We start from the raw sequence: 15,051 nt of genomic DNA on the forward strand, positions 1-15,051 counted from the left end.
CGCAGGCCCCCATCAAGAACAACAAGGAGACAACACATGAGCCAGAAAATCGCGTACGTCACGGGGGGCATGGGAGGCATCGGCACATCGATCTGTCGCCGACTGCATGCTGCGGGCTTTAAGGTCATTGCAGGCTGCGGCCCAAGCCGAGACCACGCCAAATGGCTGGCCGAGCAAAAGGCAGATGGCTTCACCTTCTACGCCTCGGTGGGCAATGTGGGCGACTGGCAGTCCACGGTGGATGCCTTCGACAAGGTCAAGGCCGAGCACGGCAACCCCGACGTGCTCGTGAACAACGCCGGTATCACCCGCGATGGCCTCTTCATCAAGATGTCTCGGGAGCAGTGGGATGCGGTGATCGAGACCAACCTCACCAGCCTCTTCAACGTCACCAAGCAGGTGGTGGAGGGCATGGTGGGCAAGGGCTGGGGCCGCATCATCAATATTTCGTCGGTCAATGGCCAGAAGGGGCAGTTTGGCCAGACCAACTACTCCACGGCCAAGGCTGGCATTCATGGCTTCACCATGGCGCTGGCCCAGGAGCTCGCCGCCAAAGGGGTCACCGTGAACACGGTCTCACCGGGCTACATTGGCACCGACATGGTGCGCGCCATCAAGCCCGAGGTGCTGGAGAAAATTGTGGGCACGATTCCGGTCAAGCGGCTGGGTGAGCCCGAAGAGATCGGCTCCATCGTGTCCTGGATTGCATCGGATGACAGTGGCTTTGCCACTGGCGCAGACTTCTCACTCAACGGTGGTCTGCACATGAGCTGAGGCTCGAGGGAGGGCAGAGATGGCCAAGCAAGATCAGCAACGACTCATCAAGAAGTACCCCAACCGGCGGCTCTACGACACCCGTACGAGCACCTACATCACGCTGGCCGATGTCAAAGAGCTGGTGCTGTCCCACGAAGACTTCTCCGTGATCGACGCCAAGAGCAACGAGGACCTCACCCGCAGCATCCTGCTTCAGATCATTCTTGAGGAGGAGTCTGCCGGGGCGCCCATCTTCTCGGCCCAGGTCTTGGCCAATGTCATTCGCTTTTATGGCAATGCCATGCAGGGCATGATGGGCAGCTACCTCGAGAAGAACATTCAGGCCTTCACCGACATTCAGACCAAGCTCAAGGAGCAGTCGAGTGCCTTTGTGAGCGGCAAGGGTGCCGCAGGCCAGGAGGCCTGGACACAGTTCATGGCCGGCCAGGCCCCAATGATGCAGAACCTGATGACCAACTACATCGAGCAGAGCAAGAAGGTCTTCATGCAGATGGAAGAGCAGATGCAGAACAACGCCAAGAGCATGATGGCGGGCTTTCCATTTCCGCCCAAAGACAAGGACAACAAGTAGCGCATGTCCGAGCCGACGGTTGGGTTTGTTTCACTGGGCTGCCCCAAGGCACTGGTTGATTCCGAGCGCATCCTGACCCAGTTGCGGGCAGAGGGCTACGGCATTTCGTCGGGCTACGACCAGGCCGACCTGGTCGTGGTCAACACCTGTGGCTTCATCGATGAGGCGGTTCAAGAGAGCCTGGATGCCATTGGCGAGGCCTTGGCTGAAAACGGCAAGGTCATTGTGACGGGCTGCTTGGGCAACAAGCCTGGCGCGGGCGGAAAAGACCTCATCCGAAGCGTGCATCCCAAGGTCTTGGCGGTCACAGGGCCGCATGCCACGGCCGAGGTCATGGCCGCGATCCATGCGCACCTGCCCAGGCCCCACGACCCTTTCATCGATCTCGTGCCGGAGCAGGGCATTCGGCTCACCCCGGCCCACTACGCTTACCTGAAGATCTCTGAAGGCTGCAATCATCGGTGCAGCTTCTGCATCATTCCGTCGATGCGTGGCGACCTGGTCTCCAGGCCCATTGGCGAGGTGATGCGAGAGGCCGAGGCCCTCGTGAAGTCGGGCGTGAAAGAGATTCTGGTCATCTCCCAGGACACCAGCGCCTATGGGGTGGATCTTCGGCACCGCACCGATTTCGTGGATGGCCGGCCCGTCAAGACACACATGACCGAACTGGTGAAGGAACTCGGCCAGCTCGGCGTCTGGGTGCGGCTGCATTATGTCTACCCATACCCGCATGTGGATGACATCCTGCCACTCATGGCCGAGGGCCTGGTGCTGCCCTACCTGGACATCCCGTTTCAGCATGGCCACCCAGACACCTTGAAGCGCATGAAACGCCCGGCCTCGGCAGAAAAGGTGTTGGAACGCATTACGGCCTGGCGCCGTGTCTGCCCCGACCTCACCATCCGAAGCACCTTCATTGCTGGCTTTCCCGGCGAGACCGAGACGGAGTTCCAAGGTCTGCTCAACTTTCTCACCGAGGCCCAGCTCGATCGCGTGGGCTGCTTTGCCTACAGCCCTGTGGAAGGCGCCACGGCCAATGCACTGGCCAACCCCGTGCCCGATGATCTTCGCAGGGCCCGGCAGGAGCAGGTCATGGCCCACCAGGCCGATATTTCGGCTGCGCGCCTCTCGCGTTGGGTCGGTCGGCGGGTGGTGGCCCTCATCGACGATGTCGACGAGGAGGAGGGCTGCCTGATCGGTCGCACCGCAGCCGACGCCCCGGAGATCGACGGCGTCATTCGCATTCACCGCGCCCCCGACAGCCGGCATCCGGTGTCGGTGGAGATCGGTTCATTTGTGGAGGTCGAGGTCACCGACAGTGATGACTACGACCTCGATGGTTTTTATCGGCATTCAATCAAGGAGACAGCAAATGCGTGACGTCGTGGTTCTCAGTGCAGTGCGTTCCGCCGTCGGCGGATTTGGCGGCAGCCTCTCAAGCCTCGAGCCCTCTGAACTGGGTGGCATGGTCATGAAGGAGGCGATTGCTCGTTCTGGCGCCGACCCCGCGCTCATGAACTATGTGGTGGTCGGCAATTGCGTGCCCACCGAGTCGCGCTCGCCGTATGTCTCGCGCGTGGCCTCGATCCAGGCTGGCCTGCCCATGAGCTCTGTGGCGCTCACCATCAACCGACTCTGCGGATCTGCGCTTCAGGCCGTGGTCTCGAGCAGCCAGAACATCCTGCTCGGTGACAGCGATTACGGCATTGGGGGCGGGGTGGAGGTGATGAGCCGCGGCGGCTACCTGAGCCAGGCCATGCGCAACGGGGCCCGCATGGGTGACACCAAGCTCATCGACATGATGGTGGCTGTGCTCACAGACCCCTTTGGCGTGGGCCACATGGGCATCACGGCCGAGAACCTCGCCACCAAGCACAACCTGTCGCGCGAGGACCAAGACGCCTTTGCCTTGGAATCCCAGAACCGGGCCGCCAAGGCGATTGCAGAAGGCCGATTCAAGGACCAGATCGTGCCGATCACCATCTCGACCCGCAAGGGCGATGTGACCTTCGACACTGACGAGCATCCTCGCGCCACCACCATGGAGGCGCTGGCCAAGATGAAGCCTGCCTTCAAGAAGGATGGCTCCGTCACCGCTGGAAACGCCTCTGGCATCAATGATGCGGCCGCCTTTTTGGTGCTGGCTGAAGCCGGTGTGGCCGCCAAGCATGGCCAGAAGCCATTGGCCCGCGTGGCCGGCTATGCCGTGGCTGGCGTGCCCAACGAAATCATGGGCGAGGGCCCGATTCCCGCCACCAAGATTGCCCTGGAGCGCGCCGGGCTCAAGCTCGACCAGATCGACGTGATCGAGTCCAACGAGGCCTTCGCAGCCCAGGCCTTGTCGGTCACCAAGGTGTTGGGCTTTGACCCGGCCAAGGTGAATGTCAACGGGGGCGCCATTGCGCTGGGCCACCCCGTGGGCGCCACCGGGGCGATCATCGCGACCAAGTTCATCCACGAGCTCCACCGCACCGGCAAGCGCTATGGCCTCGCCACGATGTGCATCGGTGGTGGGCAGGGGATTGCGGTGGTGTTTGAGCGGCTGTAAGACCAAGCGGTCGGATCACCCTGGGACCGGTCTCGGCCCAGGGTGGGGTGCGATGCGGAGGGGCGCTCAGATCAGATCGTCGGACGCTCAACGGTGCACCCCACAAGCCCACGCTCGAGTTTACATAATAAACATTATGCGACAGAAGCAAACCGCTCGAAGTTGACCATCGTGGCCTTGGCCACAGCCTCAAGCGGCATTCCCTTCAGGTCTGCGATGCGCTGGGCCACATGAACCACCCAGGCCGGCTCATTGGTCTTGCCCCGATGCGGCACCGGCGCCAGGAACGGTGAATCGGTCTCAATCATCAATCGATCAATGGGTGTTTTCTCTGCGACTTCATGAACTTGCGTGGCATTCTTAAACGTGACAATGCCGCTCAATGAAATGAGAAAGTTAAGCTCCATGGCCCGCTGCGCCACCTCCCAAGACTCCGTAAAACAATGCATCACGCCGCCCACCTCGTGCGCCTTCTCTTCTCGGAGGATGCGCAGCGTGTCCTCGGGGGCCTCTCGGGTGTGAATGATGAGCGGCTTGCCCAGGGTTCGGGCCGCCCGAATGTGAACGCGAAAGCGCTCGCGCTGCCAGTCCAGATTGCCCTTGAGCCGAAAGTAATCCAGCCCGGTCTCTCCAATGGCTGCAATCTTGGGGTCTGCACCACGGCGCACCAGTTCCTCCACCGTGGCCTCCTGGCCCACCGCCTCGTAGTCCGGGTGCACACCCACCGAGGCCACCAGATGGTCGTGCGGGCGAACCATGCCCACCACCTGATCGGCCTCCTCCAGGGTGGTGCAGACGTTCAGAGCCCTTCTCACGCCCGCCTGGGCCATGCGCTGCAGGACCTCATCCGTGCGCCCAGCCAGCCCCTCATAGTTCAGGTGGCAGTGCGAGTCGGCAAAGGCCAGTTCAGCGTTGGCTGGCGTCGGCGGTTCGGGGCGCAATGGCGCAGCAGAATTCATCAAAAACAGTCTCCATGAAAAGCCTGGGGTTGAGCGGATGACGCGCCTGTCGAGACCGCTGCAGCAGCAGGGCCTGCCCGTCTGAGAGGCTCGCCAGGCTCTGCTGGACGGAGGCCTTTGCGTGGGCGGTCAGCGCGGGCTGCGATGCAGGAAAGTGTTGCACAGGAAGGCCCAGCCGCAGCCGAATGACATCACTGAGCCAGAGCTGCAAGAGACCAATCACCGCGGGCGCATCACCGGCCGTGGCGGCACGTTCAGCCCAGGCCATGGGTGCAAGGCGTGGTTCCGAGAGCAGGCCCACCAGCCAGGCGAGTTGCTCGGCCTGGGAAGCTCGATGTGCAGCCACGACTGCCGGCGGCGCAGACAGGTTCAGGCGACGGCAGCGCGACAAAATGGTGGCCGGAACACCCTGCAGCCGCTCGCCATAGAGGATGTAGTGCAGACCCTCCGTGGGCTCCTCTAGGCTTTTGAGCAAGGCATTGGCCGCAGCATGGTTGAGCCGCTCGACTGGGCCAATGACTGCAACCCGGTGGCCACCGCGGTGGGCACTGGTCTGCACGAACGTGGCCAGGCCACGGATTTGATCGATGCGAATCTCATCGCTCGCGGCCGGCTGTGAGGCATCTGAGTCGGAGTCGCCGTCCTCCTCGGCCTGCTGCTCCGATGCCGGGCGAATCCAACGGAAATCGGGGTGCTGGCCCTCCTCCACCCATTTGCAACTCGGGCATGCGCCGCAGGGCGCCGCGTTTTGCTGCGGCTGATGGCAGAGCAGGCCGGCCGCCACCGTCACCGAAAAATCGGCCACCCCAAGGCCAGGCGGGGCCACCAACAGGGCGGCACCGAAGTCTCGATCCCGCAGCGACTGGGCAGCCCTCCACCAGGCCTCAAAAAGAATATTTTCTTTCATATTCAATGATTAAATATTCTTTCTTCAAGTGTTTTTTGTATCTCGGTGATGGGCTGTGTGCCGTCAATCCAGAGCGCCTTTGCACCCCGGCGGGCTGCGGCCCGTCGATAGCCCTCGCGCACCCGATCGAAAAACGCGGTGCCCTCGGCATCGAATCGATCGGGCACTGCGGGCGGCTGGCCCTGCGCTGACTGGGCACGCTGTGCACGTCGGGCCGCAGCCACCTCCGATGGACAGTCGAAATAAACGACCAAATCCGGACCCTGCCAGTTGCCCTCGACCAGGCGCGTCAGGGCAAGAATGTCTTCTTCCGCAAGCCCCCGGCCCGCGCCCTGATAGGCCAGGCTCGAGTCCACGTAGCGGTCGGAAATCACCCAGGCGCCTCGCGCCAAGGCGGGCCAGACGGTCTCCTCCAAATGGGCTCGCCGGGCTGCAAAGACCAGCAGGAGCTCGGCGATTGGATCCATCGGCGTTTGGAGAATCTCTGTGCGCAGTCGCTCAGCCAGGGGGCTGCCGCCAGGCTCGCGGGTCATGACCACCTCCGAAGCCTGGCGCCGGGCGCAGGCCTCCAGGAAATCCAGGTGGGTGCTCTTGCCCGATCCATCGATGCCTTCCAAGACAATCATCATGGCGCATCCTCCGGTGGAGGCGGTGGCCCGAGCTGCCGCTGGAAGTGATTCACCGCATGGTTATGGCGGGCCAAGGTTTCGCTGAAGTACGAGTGGCCATTGCCCTTGGCCACGAAGTAGAGCGCCTTGATGGGGTCGGGGCTCATCGCAGCCACCAAGGCCGCCCGGCCCGGGTTGGCAATGGGCGTCGGTGGCAGGCCACGAACGTGGTACGTGTTGAACTCAGACTTCAACCGCAGGTCGTTGCGGCGCAGGTTGCCATCGAAGGCAGGCCCAAGCGCATAGATCACGGTCGGGTCTGACTGGAGCGGCATGTCGATGCGAAGGCGGTTGTGGAAGACGGCTGAGACCCGATTGCGATCGGCCTCGACCTGGGTTTCCTTCTCAATCATCGAGGCCACGATGAGTGCCTCATAGGGAGAGGCCACCGCCACCCGGACGTTTCGGGCCTCCCAGGCCTCGGCCAGCACCCGTTGCTGAAGCCGAATGCTGCGAACCAGAATGGCCAGGTCGCTGCTGCCACGGTCGAACAAGTAGGTGTCGGGAAAGATCCAGCCTTCTGGGTTGGGCAGGGGCAATCCGGCCGCCTGGGCGAGCATGGGTGCCGCAGCCGCCGGGTCGGGCGGCAGGGTCACCCGCACGCCAGGGTGCGACTGAATCTGGCGCAGGGCCTGGGCAAAGGTCCAGCCCTCAATGATCGTCACCGACTCTTGCAGTGCCTGGCCACGGGACACCCGTTGCAGCACCACCCACAGGGAGTCGCCGGGTTTGAGCAGATACACGCCCGCACGAAGTTTGGTGTGAAGGTTCAGGACCCTGGCCGTTCGCGCAAAGGCCGTTGGCGTGATGTCCAGGCCGGCATCGGCCAGCAGAAAACCGATGGCGGGGGCAGCGCTGCCAGGGGGAATCACCAGCTCAATGCCGCCGGAGCGCGAGGGCCCTGGCGGCACCAATGGCCGGGACAACCAAAACCAGGCCGCCGCCGCAGCCAATGCCAGGCAGAACAACCCCAGCAAAAATAGGGCAAGGGTCCATCGCAGGGCGCTCGAGGCTCTCATCTCCTCTATATTAAAGGGGCATGAACCTTCAACGCCTCAGCCCCCCCATGGCCTTCCAAGTTCTGGAATTCAAGGGGCCAGACGCGGCCAGTTTTCTGCTGAGCCAGCTCACGAATCAGTTGCCCGAGGCCGGCCAGCATCAGTTGCAAGGCTACTGCTCGGCCAAGGGACGGCTGCTGGCCATCCTTCGGCTCTGGTCGCCGGGCCCGGAGCGATTTCTGGCCCTGCTGCCCCAGGCCCTGGCCGAACAGACTGCCAAGCGACTGCGCATGTTTGTGCTTCGGGCCAAGGTTGTCATCAGCCTGCTGCCGCACCAGGTGCATGGCGCATGGCTTGACACCGCGCAGCCTGCACCGGGGGAGGTGTTGGGCCTGGCGGATGACGGCTTTGCCCTTGGCGTCTCGGCCGGCCCATCGAGCGCCGCGCGGGCCTGGATCATCACGCAAGCCTCCAGGCTCCCTGCGGCCACGGAGCCTGCCGCAGCCAGCCAGGACGACTGGCTGGCCGAGGACATGGCCTGTGGCCAGGCCTGGATCTGGCCCGAGACGGTGGAGCAGTTCGTTCCACAAATGGTGAACCTCGAACTCGTTGGAGGGGTGAGCTTCACCAAGGGCTGTTACCCCGGACAAGAAGTGGTGGCCCGAAGCCACTACCTGGGCAAGCTCAAGACACGGATGTTCTTGGTCCGCTGGCAAGGTACAGCGGCCAGCCCCGGCCAGACGGTCTGCGATGGTGCTGGTGACGTGCAGGGCGATGTGGTCATGTCTGCCCAGCAAGGCGAGCACAGCCTTGCCCTGATCAGCGCGCAGCTCGATGCCTGGAAGGCTGGAGGCCTTACGCTCTGTGGTTCGGGAACCCCACTTGAACCCGGCAGCCTGCCCTACGAGGTGCCGCTCTCACCACCCGCGCCGAACCGCCCGCTAATCTGATCGAATCTCAGACTGCGGCCTGGACACCCGGGCCTGGTCGCGCATGCGTCGGAAGGTGCCCATCGACTGGGCCAGCAGCCGGCCGGAGCTGTCGCGCACCTCTCCACGACAAAATGCCATGCCCGTGGAATGGTGGTCGCAATACCCGAATGCCGAGAGCACGCCCTTGGCCGGGCGCAGGAAACTGGTCTTCATCTCAATGGTGACCACCCCATGGCCATCTGGGTCCTTGGCCCGAGCGGCCGCGGCCATGGCCGCATCCAAGAGCGTCATGAGAAGGCCGCCGTGGGCCACACCCAGGCCATTGAGGTGCCGGTCTTCGAGCACCAGGCGAATCTCGCTGTGGTCTGCATCGGCATGCACCATCTCCACACCGAGCTGGGCCACAAACGGGGTAAAGCGATAAGGGATTGAGGTCTTCATGGGCTCAAACCATACCAAGTCTTAAGATGCCGCATGTCCTTCATGCCGCCGCTGCCCCCCCTTGCGCCCCACCGACCCAGCCGCAGCGCCCCCGTGGTGAGCGCAGCCGACCTCGGTGTCTCCGTGGCCCCTGGCTTTGCGGCGCTGCCTGAGACCGATGACCCACTCTGGTTTGCCTGCGACCCCACACCGCTGTCGGATGCACGGCTCGTGAGCGTCTCGCGTGCGGCCTGTTCGGAGGTTGGTCTGAACCCAGACCGTGTGATGGCCTCGCCCGCCTGGCGCGCCCTGCTCTGCGCAGAGGCCACGCTCACCGAGCAGGCCAGTTACGCCACCGCCTACGCGGGCCACCAGTTCGGCGTGTTCGTGCCCCGACTCGGCGATGGCCGCGCCCTGTGCCTTGGCCAGATCAACGGCCGCGAGTTTCAGCTCAAGGGCGCGGGCAGCACGCCGTATGCCCGGCATGCCGATGGCCGGGCCGTGCTGAGGTCCTCGGTGCGGGAATACCTGTGTTCCGAGGCCATGGCAGCACTGGGCATACCCACGACCCGTGCGCTCTCCTTGGCGGTCTCCACCACGCCGGTCTTTCGTGAGCAGCCAGAGCCTGCCGCCGTGATCTGCAGAACCTCGGCAAGCTTCATTCGGTTTGGGCATTTCGAGTACTTTGCGAGCCGCGGCCAGGCCGAGACCCTTCGGCTGCTGCTCGACCACCTCACGGCACTCGACCCCCTGCTCATGAACGGTGCGCAGCCCGGTGAGCCCGCGCAGCAGGTCGAGGCCCTGGTGCTGAACCTGGCCCAACGCACCGCCCGACTCATGGCCGACTGGACGGCCGTGGGCTTCATGCATGGGGTGATGAACACCGACAACTTCTCTGTTCTGGGCCTGACCATCGACTACGGCCCGTTCGGATTCATGGAGGCCTTCGAGCCCCAGCACATCTGCAACCACAGCGATGACCGTGGCCGCTACGCCTTTGACCAGCAGCCGAGCATCGGCCTGTGGAACCTGCAGCGGCTCCTGCTGGCGTTGTGGCCAGCGGTGTCCAGCCCTCCGCCCGACCGGGCCGCCTTCGATGCCCTGCATGAGCGCATGGTGAGCGTGTATCGGGCCACCTTCGATGAGGCCTTTCAATCTCACTTCAAGGCCAAGCTCGGCCTTGATGCCCAGGGGCTTGCCCCGAAGGAGGTCGACCGGCTGCTGGGCACCCTCTTCGAGTTCATGGCGCAGCAGCGTGCCGACTTCACCCGATTCTTTCGGGGTACATCCCACATCGAGCCCGGCCAGGGCCTCTCACATGTGGGCTGGCAGCCCTTGCTCCGCAGCCTTGGCCTGCCCGGCGAGGATCACGTCTGGCTGGAACAGTATGCCGCCCTGCTCGCCCGGCCCGAGGCCTTGGCCGGCCATGGCGTGGTGCACTGGCAGCAGGCGCGCCGGGGCAAGAACCCCGCCTATGTGCTGCGCAATTGGATGGCCGAGACGATCATTCGTGCGCTCGAAGACCATGGCGATGCCGCCCCGCTGCAGGCTGCCCTTGGCGTGCTCTCGTCTCCCTTTGAGGACCATCCCGCCCATGCCGCATGGCGCGAGGACACGCCCGACTGGGCTCAGGCGCTCTGTGTGAGCTGTTCCAGTTAGCATAGAACCATGAAAACGGACGACGACTACAAACGAGAACTCACCGACATGCAGTACGCGGTGACACGGCTCAAACACACCGAACCACCCTTCACGGGGGTCTACTGGAACCACTTCGAGCCCGGCCACTACAACTGTGTCTGCTGTGGCACGCCCCTCTATGCCTCCGAGGACAAGTTCGACGCCGGCTGTGGCTGGCCGAGCTACAGCCGGGCCATTGAGGACGACCGAATTGCCGAGCATCGTGACACCAGCCACGGCATGGTTCGCACCGAGATCGTGTGCAAGGCCTGCGGTGCCCACCTGGGTCATGTCTTTCCCGATGGGCCCGCGCCCACAGGCATGCGCCATTGCGTGAACGCGGCCTCCCTCACCTTTGAGCCGAAACAGAAATGATCAAACTGCTGGCCGACTGGCTGCCCATCATTCTGTTCTTTGTGGCCTACAAACTCGCGGACCTCTATGTGGCCACTGCGGTGGCCATTGTGGCCAGCGCCCTGCTCATGGGTTGGATGCGAATCCGTGGCATGCCCATCGACAAAATGCAGTGGCTGAGCCTCGGGCTCATTGTGGTCTTTGGTGGTGCCACCCTGCTCCTTCAGGACGAGCGCTTCATCAAGCTCAAGCCCAGCCTGCTCTACGGGCTGTTTGGGCTGGGCCTGCTCATTCCGCAACTCTTCATGGGAACCCGGCTCATCGAGAAGCTCCTGGCCGACAAGGTGCAACTGCCGGAGGCCGCCTGGGCGCGGCTCAATGCCGCATGGGGGCTCTTTTTCCTGTTCATGGCGGGGCTCAACCTCTACGTGGCAGCCGCCTTCTCCACCGACACCTGGGTCGACTTCAAGCTCTTTGGCACGATTGGCCTGATGCTGGTCTTCGTTCTGGCCCAGGGGGTTTACATCAGTCGATTCCAGCCGCAAGACCCGCCATGAGCTTGTCGGAAGAAATTGAGCAGTGCCTTCGAGCCGCCCTTGCACCCAGCACCATGGAGCTCTGGGACGAGTCGGAGGCGCACAAAGGTCATGCAGGTGCGGCTGGCGGCGGTGGCCATTTTCACCTCATCATTGTGAGCCATGCCTTCGATGGCCAGGCCAAAATTGGCCGCCATCGGCTTGTGTATGATGCCGTCAAACATCTGATGCCTCACCGCATCCACGCCTTGTCCATCGACGCGAAAACCCCCTCGGAGTCCCTATGATTCACGCCCTCAAGCTCGTGCTGGTCACCACCGGTCTGGCGGCCTCTGGCCTTGTGCTGGCCCAGAACATTGCCGTGGTCAACGGCCGCCCCATTCCCAAGGAGCGGGCCGATCTCTTCGTGCAGGAGCTGGAAAAGCAGGGCCAACAGGCCACGCCTGAGCTCGCCACGCTCGTGCGTCAGGAGCTGGTGGATCGTGAGATTCTCATGCAAGAGGCCGAGCGCCGGGGCCTGCCAGCGCTGCCGCAGACCAAGTTCCAGATCGATTCCTCACGGCAGCAGATTCTCATTCAGGCCCTGGTGCAGGATGAACTCTCGCGCAACCCACTGACCGAGGCGGCGGTTCAAGCAGAATACAAGCGGCTCACGGCTGAGCCCATCGTGGAATATCGTGCACGTCACATTCTGCTGGAGACCGAGGCCGAGGCCAAAGCAGTCATTGAAAAGTTGCGCACCGGTGCCTCCTTCCAGGTCCTGGCCAAGCAGTCCAAAGATCCGGGCTCGGCAGCCCAGGGCGGCGACCTGGACTGGGCCACGCCCCAGAGCTTTGTAAAGCCCTTTTCGGACGCCATGGTCTCCCTGAAGAAGGGTGAAGTGACCAAGGCCCCGGTTCAGTCACAGTTTGGCTGGCATGTGATTCGCCTGGATGACACCCGCGAGAATGCCCACCCGGCATTTGAAGCCGTCCGGGATCAGCTGACCGAGAGCCTTCAGCGCCAGCGCCTGAGCGAATTTCAGCAGCGCCTGAAGGCCAAGGCCAAGATTCAATAAGCGGGCATCCCTTTTAGGGAGCCCCGGGGAGACGCGTTAAAGGTGGAGGTGGACGGTGGTGCACGCCTCGACGGCATCAAAGAGGGCGATGATGTCTTCGCCTGAGATGCGCACGCAGCCAATCGAGCCCGGCTCCCCCATCTGAACGGTGGGTGGACTGCCGTGCAGGTAGATGTAACGGCGCATGGTGTCGCAGGCGCCAAACCGGTTGTGGCCGGGCTCCATGCCGCAGAGCCAGAGAATTCTGGTGAGGATCCAGTCGCGCTTGGGGCCGGCCTCGGCGAGCTCGGGAGACCAGACTTCACCCGTGGGACGACGCCCCACAAACACCGTGTGCAGCGGCGCGTTTGCGCCAATCTTGGCCCGAATGCGGTGACGCCCCAAGGGCGTCTTGAAGCTGCCCATCTCCTGCCCCACCCCATTCTTGGCCGTCGACACCGCAAAGCGCATGAGGGGGCTGGCCTCTCGCAGGGCATCTGGGTTCCAGCGGTCTTGGCCAGGCTCGAGGTCATAGAGCGAGAGCATCTGCGCTCCCACCGAAATGTCGATATGCCGCATGGCGCGTCTGATTGTCTCGCTGCTCATCGTCTGGCCCGAAAGAAGGAACGAAGCAATTCAGAGGATGCCTCGGCACAGACCCCACCCACAACGCTGGTTTGGTGGTTGAGCTGAGGACTGTCAAAGAGATTCGTGACACTGCCGGCCGCACCGGTCTTGGGGTCGGTGGCGCCGAAGATCAGACCGTTTAGACGCCCATGAAGAATGGCACCGGCGCACATGGGGCATGGCTCCAACGTCACATAAATGCGGCAGTCGGGCAAGCGGTAGTTGCCGATGGCGGCAGCAGCCTCTCGAATGGCGAGCATCTCTGCATGGGCCGTGGGATCGTGCTGGCCGATCGGGCGGTTGTGGGCCACCGCCACCACCGCATCGCCCCGAACCACCACCGCACCCACTGGAACCTCACCGGCATCCGCCGCGCGGGCTGCAGCCTCGAGTGCCAAGGCCATGAAGGCCTCGTCGCTATTCCCACTCAATGGTGGCGGGGGGTTTGGATGAGACATCGAGGGTCACGCGGTTGATGCCGCGCACCTCATTGATGATGCGGTTAGACACCTTCTTCAAGAGCGCATAAGGCAGTTCGGCCCAGTCGGCCGTCATGAAGTCGCTGGTCTGCACCGCCCGCAAGGCCACGACATGCTCATAGGTGCGGCCATCTCCCATGACGCCGACGCTGCGAACCGGCAGAAACACGGCAAAGGCCTGGCTTGTGAGGTCGTACCAGCTCTTTCCTGTCTCGTCGTCGATGGCCCGGTGCAGCTCCTCAATGAAGATGGCATCGGCCCTGCGCAGCAGCTCGGCGTACTCTCGCTTCACCTCGCCCAGAATGCGAACGCCCAGGCCTGGCCCGGGGAAAGGGTGGCGATAGACCATCTCGCGGGGCAGGCCCAGGGCCACACCAAGCTCCCGCACCTCGTCCTTGAAAAGATCTCGAAGCGGCTCGAGCAGCTCCAGGCCCAACTGCTCCGGCAGGCCACCCACGTTGTGATGGCTCTTGATCGTGACGGCCTTCTTGCTCTTGGCCCCACCCGACTCGATGACATCGGGGTAGATGGTGCCCTGCGCCAAGAAGCGGGCGCCCTTGTGGCCCTGGCCAGCAGCCTTGAGCTCGGCCGCCTCTTGCTTAAAGACATCGACAAAAAGGCCTCCGATGATCTTTCGCTTCTGCTCCGGGTCGGAGACGCCAGCCAGCGCGCCGAGAAACAATTCACTGGCATCGACCCGAATAACCCTCGCATGCAGCCGTCCCTCGAACATCTCCATGACCATGTCGCCTTCGTCCAGGCGCAACAAGCCGTGGTCAACGAACACGCAGGTGAGCTGATCGCCAATGGCGCGATGAATGAGGGCCGCCGCCACCGAGGAATCGACGCCACCGGAGAGGCCCAGGATGACCTCATCCTTCCCCACCTGCTCGCGAATGCGGGCCACGGCCTCGGCGATGTAATCGCCCATCACCCAGTCGGGCTTGGCCATGCAAATGCCCAGGGCGAATCGTTCCAGAATGGCCTGGCCTTGAACGGTGTGCGTGACTTCGGGGTGGAACTGAAGTGCATAAAAGTCACGGACCTCATCGGCCATGCCCGCAATGGGACAGGTGTCGGTGGAGGCCATCAGCTTGAACCCGGGTGGCAGCTCGGTGACCTTGTCGCCATGGCTCATCCAGACCTTCAGCATGCCGTGGCCCTGCGGCGTTTCGAAGTCGGCGATGCCGTTTAACAGCGCGGTGTGGCCGCGGGCCCGCACCTCCGCATAGCCGAACTCTCGAGTCTGGCCGCCTTCAACCTTCCCGCCAAGCTGCTGGGCCATGGTCTGCATGCCGTAACAGATGCCCAGCACCGGCACGCCAAGCTCAAAGACCGAAGACGGCGCGACATCGGTCGACTCCTCATAGACACTCGCATGAGAGCCGGACAGCACGATACCCTTGAGATGACCACTGGCCGCCTGATCACGCAGCCAATCATTGGAGACATCACAGGGATGCACCTCGCAATAGACGTGGGCTTCTCGAATGCGGCGGGCAATGAGCTGCGTGACCTGGGAGCCGAAATCCAGGATGAGAATCTTGTCGTGATGCACG

The 15,051-nt window shown here is 63.2% G+C and carries 18 protein-coding genes; 10 read left to right on the plus strand and 8 right to left on the minus strand.

Going from position 1 to position 15,051, the window contains the following annotated elements:
• The first annotated feature begins 36 nt into the window (after nucleotides 1-36).
• From phbB to AC8GDA_RS05205, 4 genes are read left to right on the plus strand one after another with little or no spacing between them, the layout of a single operon-like run.
• The gene (phbB, locus tag AC8GDA_RS05190) at nucleotides 37-774 is read left to right on the plus strand and encodes an acetoacetyl-CoA reductase (protein ID WP_506555481.1); all 738 of its coding nucleotides are present in this window, start codon (nucleotides 37-39) and stop codon (nucleotides 772-774) included.
• A gap of 19 nt (nucleotides 775-793) precedes the next feature.
• On the plus strand, nucleotides 794-1,348 hold the full coding sequence (gene phaR, locus AC8GDA_RS05195; protein WP_506555482.1) for a polyhydroxyalkanoate synthesis repressor PhaR: 555 nt from the start codon (nucleotides 794-796) through the stop codon (nucleotides 1,346-1,348).
• A 3-nt stretch (nucleotides 1,349-1,351) separates the two neighbouring features.
• On the plus strand, nucleotides 1,352-2,728 hold the full coding sequence (rimO, locus tag AC8GDA_RS05200) for a 30S ribosomal protein S12 methylthiotransferase RimO (RefSeq protein ID WP_506555483.1): 1,377 nt from the start codon (nucleotides 1,352-1,354) through the stop codon (nucleotides 2,726-2,728).
• A complete protein-coding gene (locus tag AC8GDA_RS05205) occupies nucleotides 2,721-3,896 on the plus strand; it encodes an acetyl-CoA C-acyltransferase family protein (protein WP_506555484.1) in 1,176 nt (391 codons plus the stop codon). Before rimO ends, AC8GDA_RS05205 begins: the two co-directional genes overlap by 8 nt.
• Before the next feature lie 134 nt (nucleotides 3,897-4,030).
• On the opposite strand, the gene AC8GDA_RS05210 is transcribed toward AC8GDA_RS05205, so the two are convergent.
• From AC8GDA_RS05210 to mltG, 4 genes are read right to left on the minus strand one after another with little or no spacing between them, the layout of a single operon-like run.
• Nucleotides 4,031-4,855 carry a TatD family hydrolase gene (locus AC8GDA_RS05210; RefSeq protein ID WP_506555485.1) on the minus strand — a complete coding sequence of 275 codons (825 nt, stop codon included), beginning with the start codon at nucleotides 4,853-4,855 and terminating at the stop codon, nucleotides 4,031-4,033.
• Complete coding sequence (locus AC8GDA_RS05215; RefSeq protein ID WP_506555486.1) at nucleotides 4,803-5,762, minus strand: DNA polymerase III delta subunit-related protein; 960 nt, start codon at nucleotides 5,760-5,762, stop codon at nucleotides 4,803-4,805. The genes AC8GDA_RS05210 and AC8GDA_RS05215 overlap by 53 nt, the downstream gene beginning before the upstream one ends.
• A 2-nt stretch (nucleotides 5,763-5,764) precedes the next feature.
• Nucleotides 5,765-6,391, minus strand: coding sequence for a dTMP kinase (gene tmk / locus AC8GDA_RS05220; protein ID WP_506555487.1), 627 nt, complete (start codon nucleotides 6,389-6,391; stop codon nucleotides 5,765-5,767).
• Nucleotides 6,388-7,449 (minus strand): endolytic transglycosylase MltG, encoded by a 1,062-nt coding sequence (mltG, locus tag AC8GDA_RS05225; RefSeq protein WP_506555488.1) that lies wholly within the window; start codon nucleotides 7,447-7,449, stop codon nucleotides 6,388-6,390. The genes tmk and mltG overlap by 4 nt, the downstream gene beginning before the upstream one ends.
• 20 nt (nucleotides 7,450-7,469) lie before the next feature.
• On the opposite strand from mltG, the gene ygfZ reads away from it, so the two are divergent.
• Nucleotides 7,470-8,378, plus strand: a complete 909-nt coding sequence (gene ygfZ, locus AC8GDA_RS05230; protein WP_506555489.1) for a CAF17-like 4Fe-4S cluster assembly/insertion protein YgfZ — start codon at nucleotides 7,470-7,472, stop codon at nucleotides 8,376-8,378.
• On the opposite strand, the gene AC8GDA_RS05235 is transcribed toward ygfZ, so the two are convergent.
• Nucleotides 8,370-8,801, minus strand: coding sequence for a PaaI family thioesterase (locus tag AC8GDA_RS05235; RefSeq protein ID WP_506555490.1), 432 nt, complete (start codon nucleotides 8,799-8,801; stop codon nucleotides 8,370-8,372). The genes ygfZ and AC8GDA_RS05235 overlap by 9 nt on opposite strands.
• Before the next feature lie 33 nt (nucleotides 8,802-8,834).
• On the opposite strand from AC8GDA_RS05235, the gene AC8GDA_RS05240 reads away from it, so the two are divergent.
• From AC8GDA_RS05240 to AC8GDA_RS05260, 5 genes are read left to right on the plus strand one after another with little or no spacing between them, the layout of a single operon-like run.
• Nucleotides 8,835-10,439 (plus strand): protein adenylyltransferase SelO, encoded by a 1,605-nt coding sequence (locus AC8GDA_RS05240; RefSeq protein WP_506555491.1) that lies wholly within the window; start codon nucleotides 8,835-8,837, stop codon nucleotides 10,437-10,439.
• A 9-nt stretch (nucleotides 10,440-10,448) separates the two neighbouring features.
• The gene (gene msrB, locus AC8GDA_RS05245) at nucleotides 10,449-10,835 is read left to right on the plus strand and encodes a peptide-methionine (R)-S-oxide reductase MsrB (protein ID WP_506555492.1); all 387 of its coding nucleotides are present in this window, start codon (nucleotides 10,449-10,451) and stop codon (nucleotides 10,833-10,835) included.
• A complete protein-coding gene (locus tag AC8GDA_RS05250) occupies nucleotides 10,835-11,371 on the plus strand; it encodes a septation protein A (protein WP_506557200.1) in 537 nt (178 codons plus the stop codon). Before msrB ends, AC8GDA_RS05250 begins: the two co-directional genes overlap by 1 nt.
• Nucleotides 11,368-11,637 carry a BolA family protein gene (locus tag AC8GDA_RS05255; protein ID WP_506555493.1) on the plus strand — a complete coding sequence of 90 codons (270 nt, stop codon included), beginning with the start codon at nucleotides 11,368-11,370 and terminating at the stop codon, nucleotides 11,635-11,637. The genes AC8GDA_RS05250 and AC8GDA_RS05255 overlap by 4 nt, the downstream gene beginning before the upstream one ends.
• Nucleotides 11,634-12,407 carry a peptidylprolyl isomerase gene (locus AC8GDA_RS05260; protein WP_506555494.1) on the plus strand — a complete coding sequence of 258 codons (774 nt, stop codon included), beginning with the start codon at nucleotides 11,634-11,636 and terminating at the stop codon, nucleotides 12,405-12,407. The genes AC8GDA_RS05255 and AC8GDA_RS05260 overlap by 4 nt, the downstream gene beginning before the upstream one ends.
• Before the next feature lie 36 nt (nucleotides 12,408-12,443).
• Here AC8GDA_RS05260 and AC8GDA_RS05265 read toward each other — a convergent pair whose 3' ends face one another.
• From AC8GDA_RS05265 to guaA, 3 genes are read right to left on the minus strand one after another with little or no spacing between them, the layout of a single operon-like run.
• Nucleotides 12,444-12,965, minus strand: a complete 522-nt coding sequence (locus AC8GDA_RS05265; protein WP_506555495.1) for a L,D-transpeptidase family protein — start codon at nucleotides 12,963-12,965, stop codon at nucleotides 12,444-12,446.
• 23 nt (nucleotides 12,966-12,988) lie between these two features.
• Nucleotides 12,989-13,417 carry a tRNA adenosine(34) deaminase TadA gene (gene tadA, locus AC8GDA_RS05270; protein ID WP_506555496.1) on the minus strand — a complete coding sequence of 143 codons (429 nt, stop codon included), beginning with the start codon at nucleotides 13,415-13,417 and terminating at the stop codon, nucleotides 12,989-12,991.
• Between the two features lie 13 nt (nucleotides 13,418-13,430).
• On the minus strand, nucleotides 13,431-15,050 hold the full coding sequence (gene guaA / locus AC8GDA_RS05275; protein WP_506555497.1) for a glutamine-hydrolyzing GMP synthase: 1,620 nt from the start codon (nucleotides 15,048-15,050) through the stop codon (nucleotides 13,431-13,433).
• Nucleotide 15,051: the final 1 nt, after the last annotated feature.

Source organism: Hahnella aquatica (SeqCode), from assembly GCF_965194505.1.
Lineage (GTDB): Bacteria > Pseudomonadota > Gammaproteobacteria > Burkholderiales > Burkholderiaceae_A > Hahnella > Hahnella aquatica.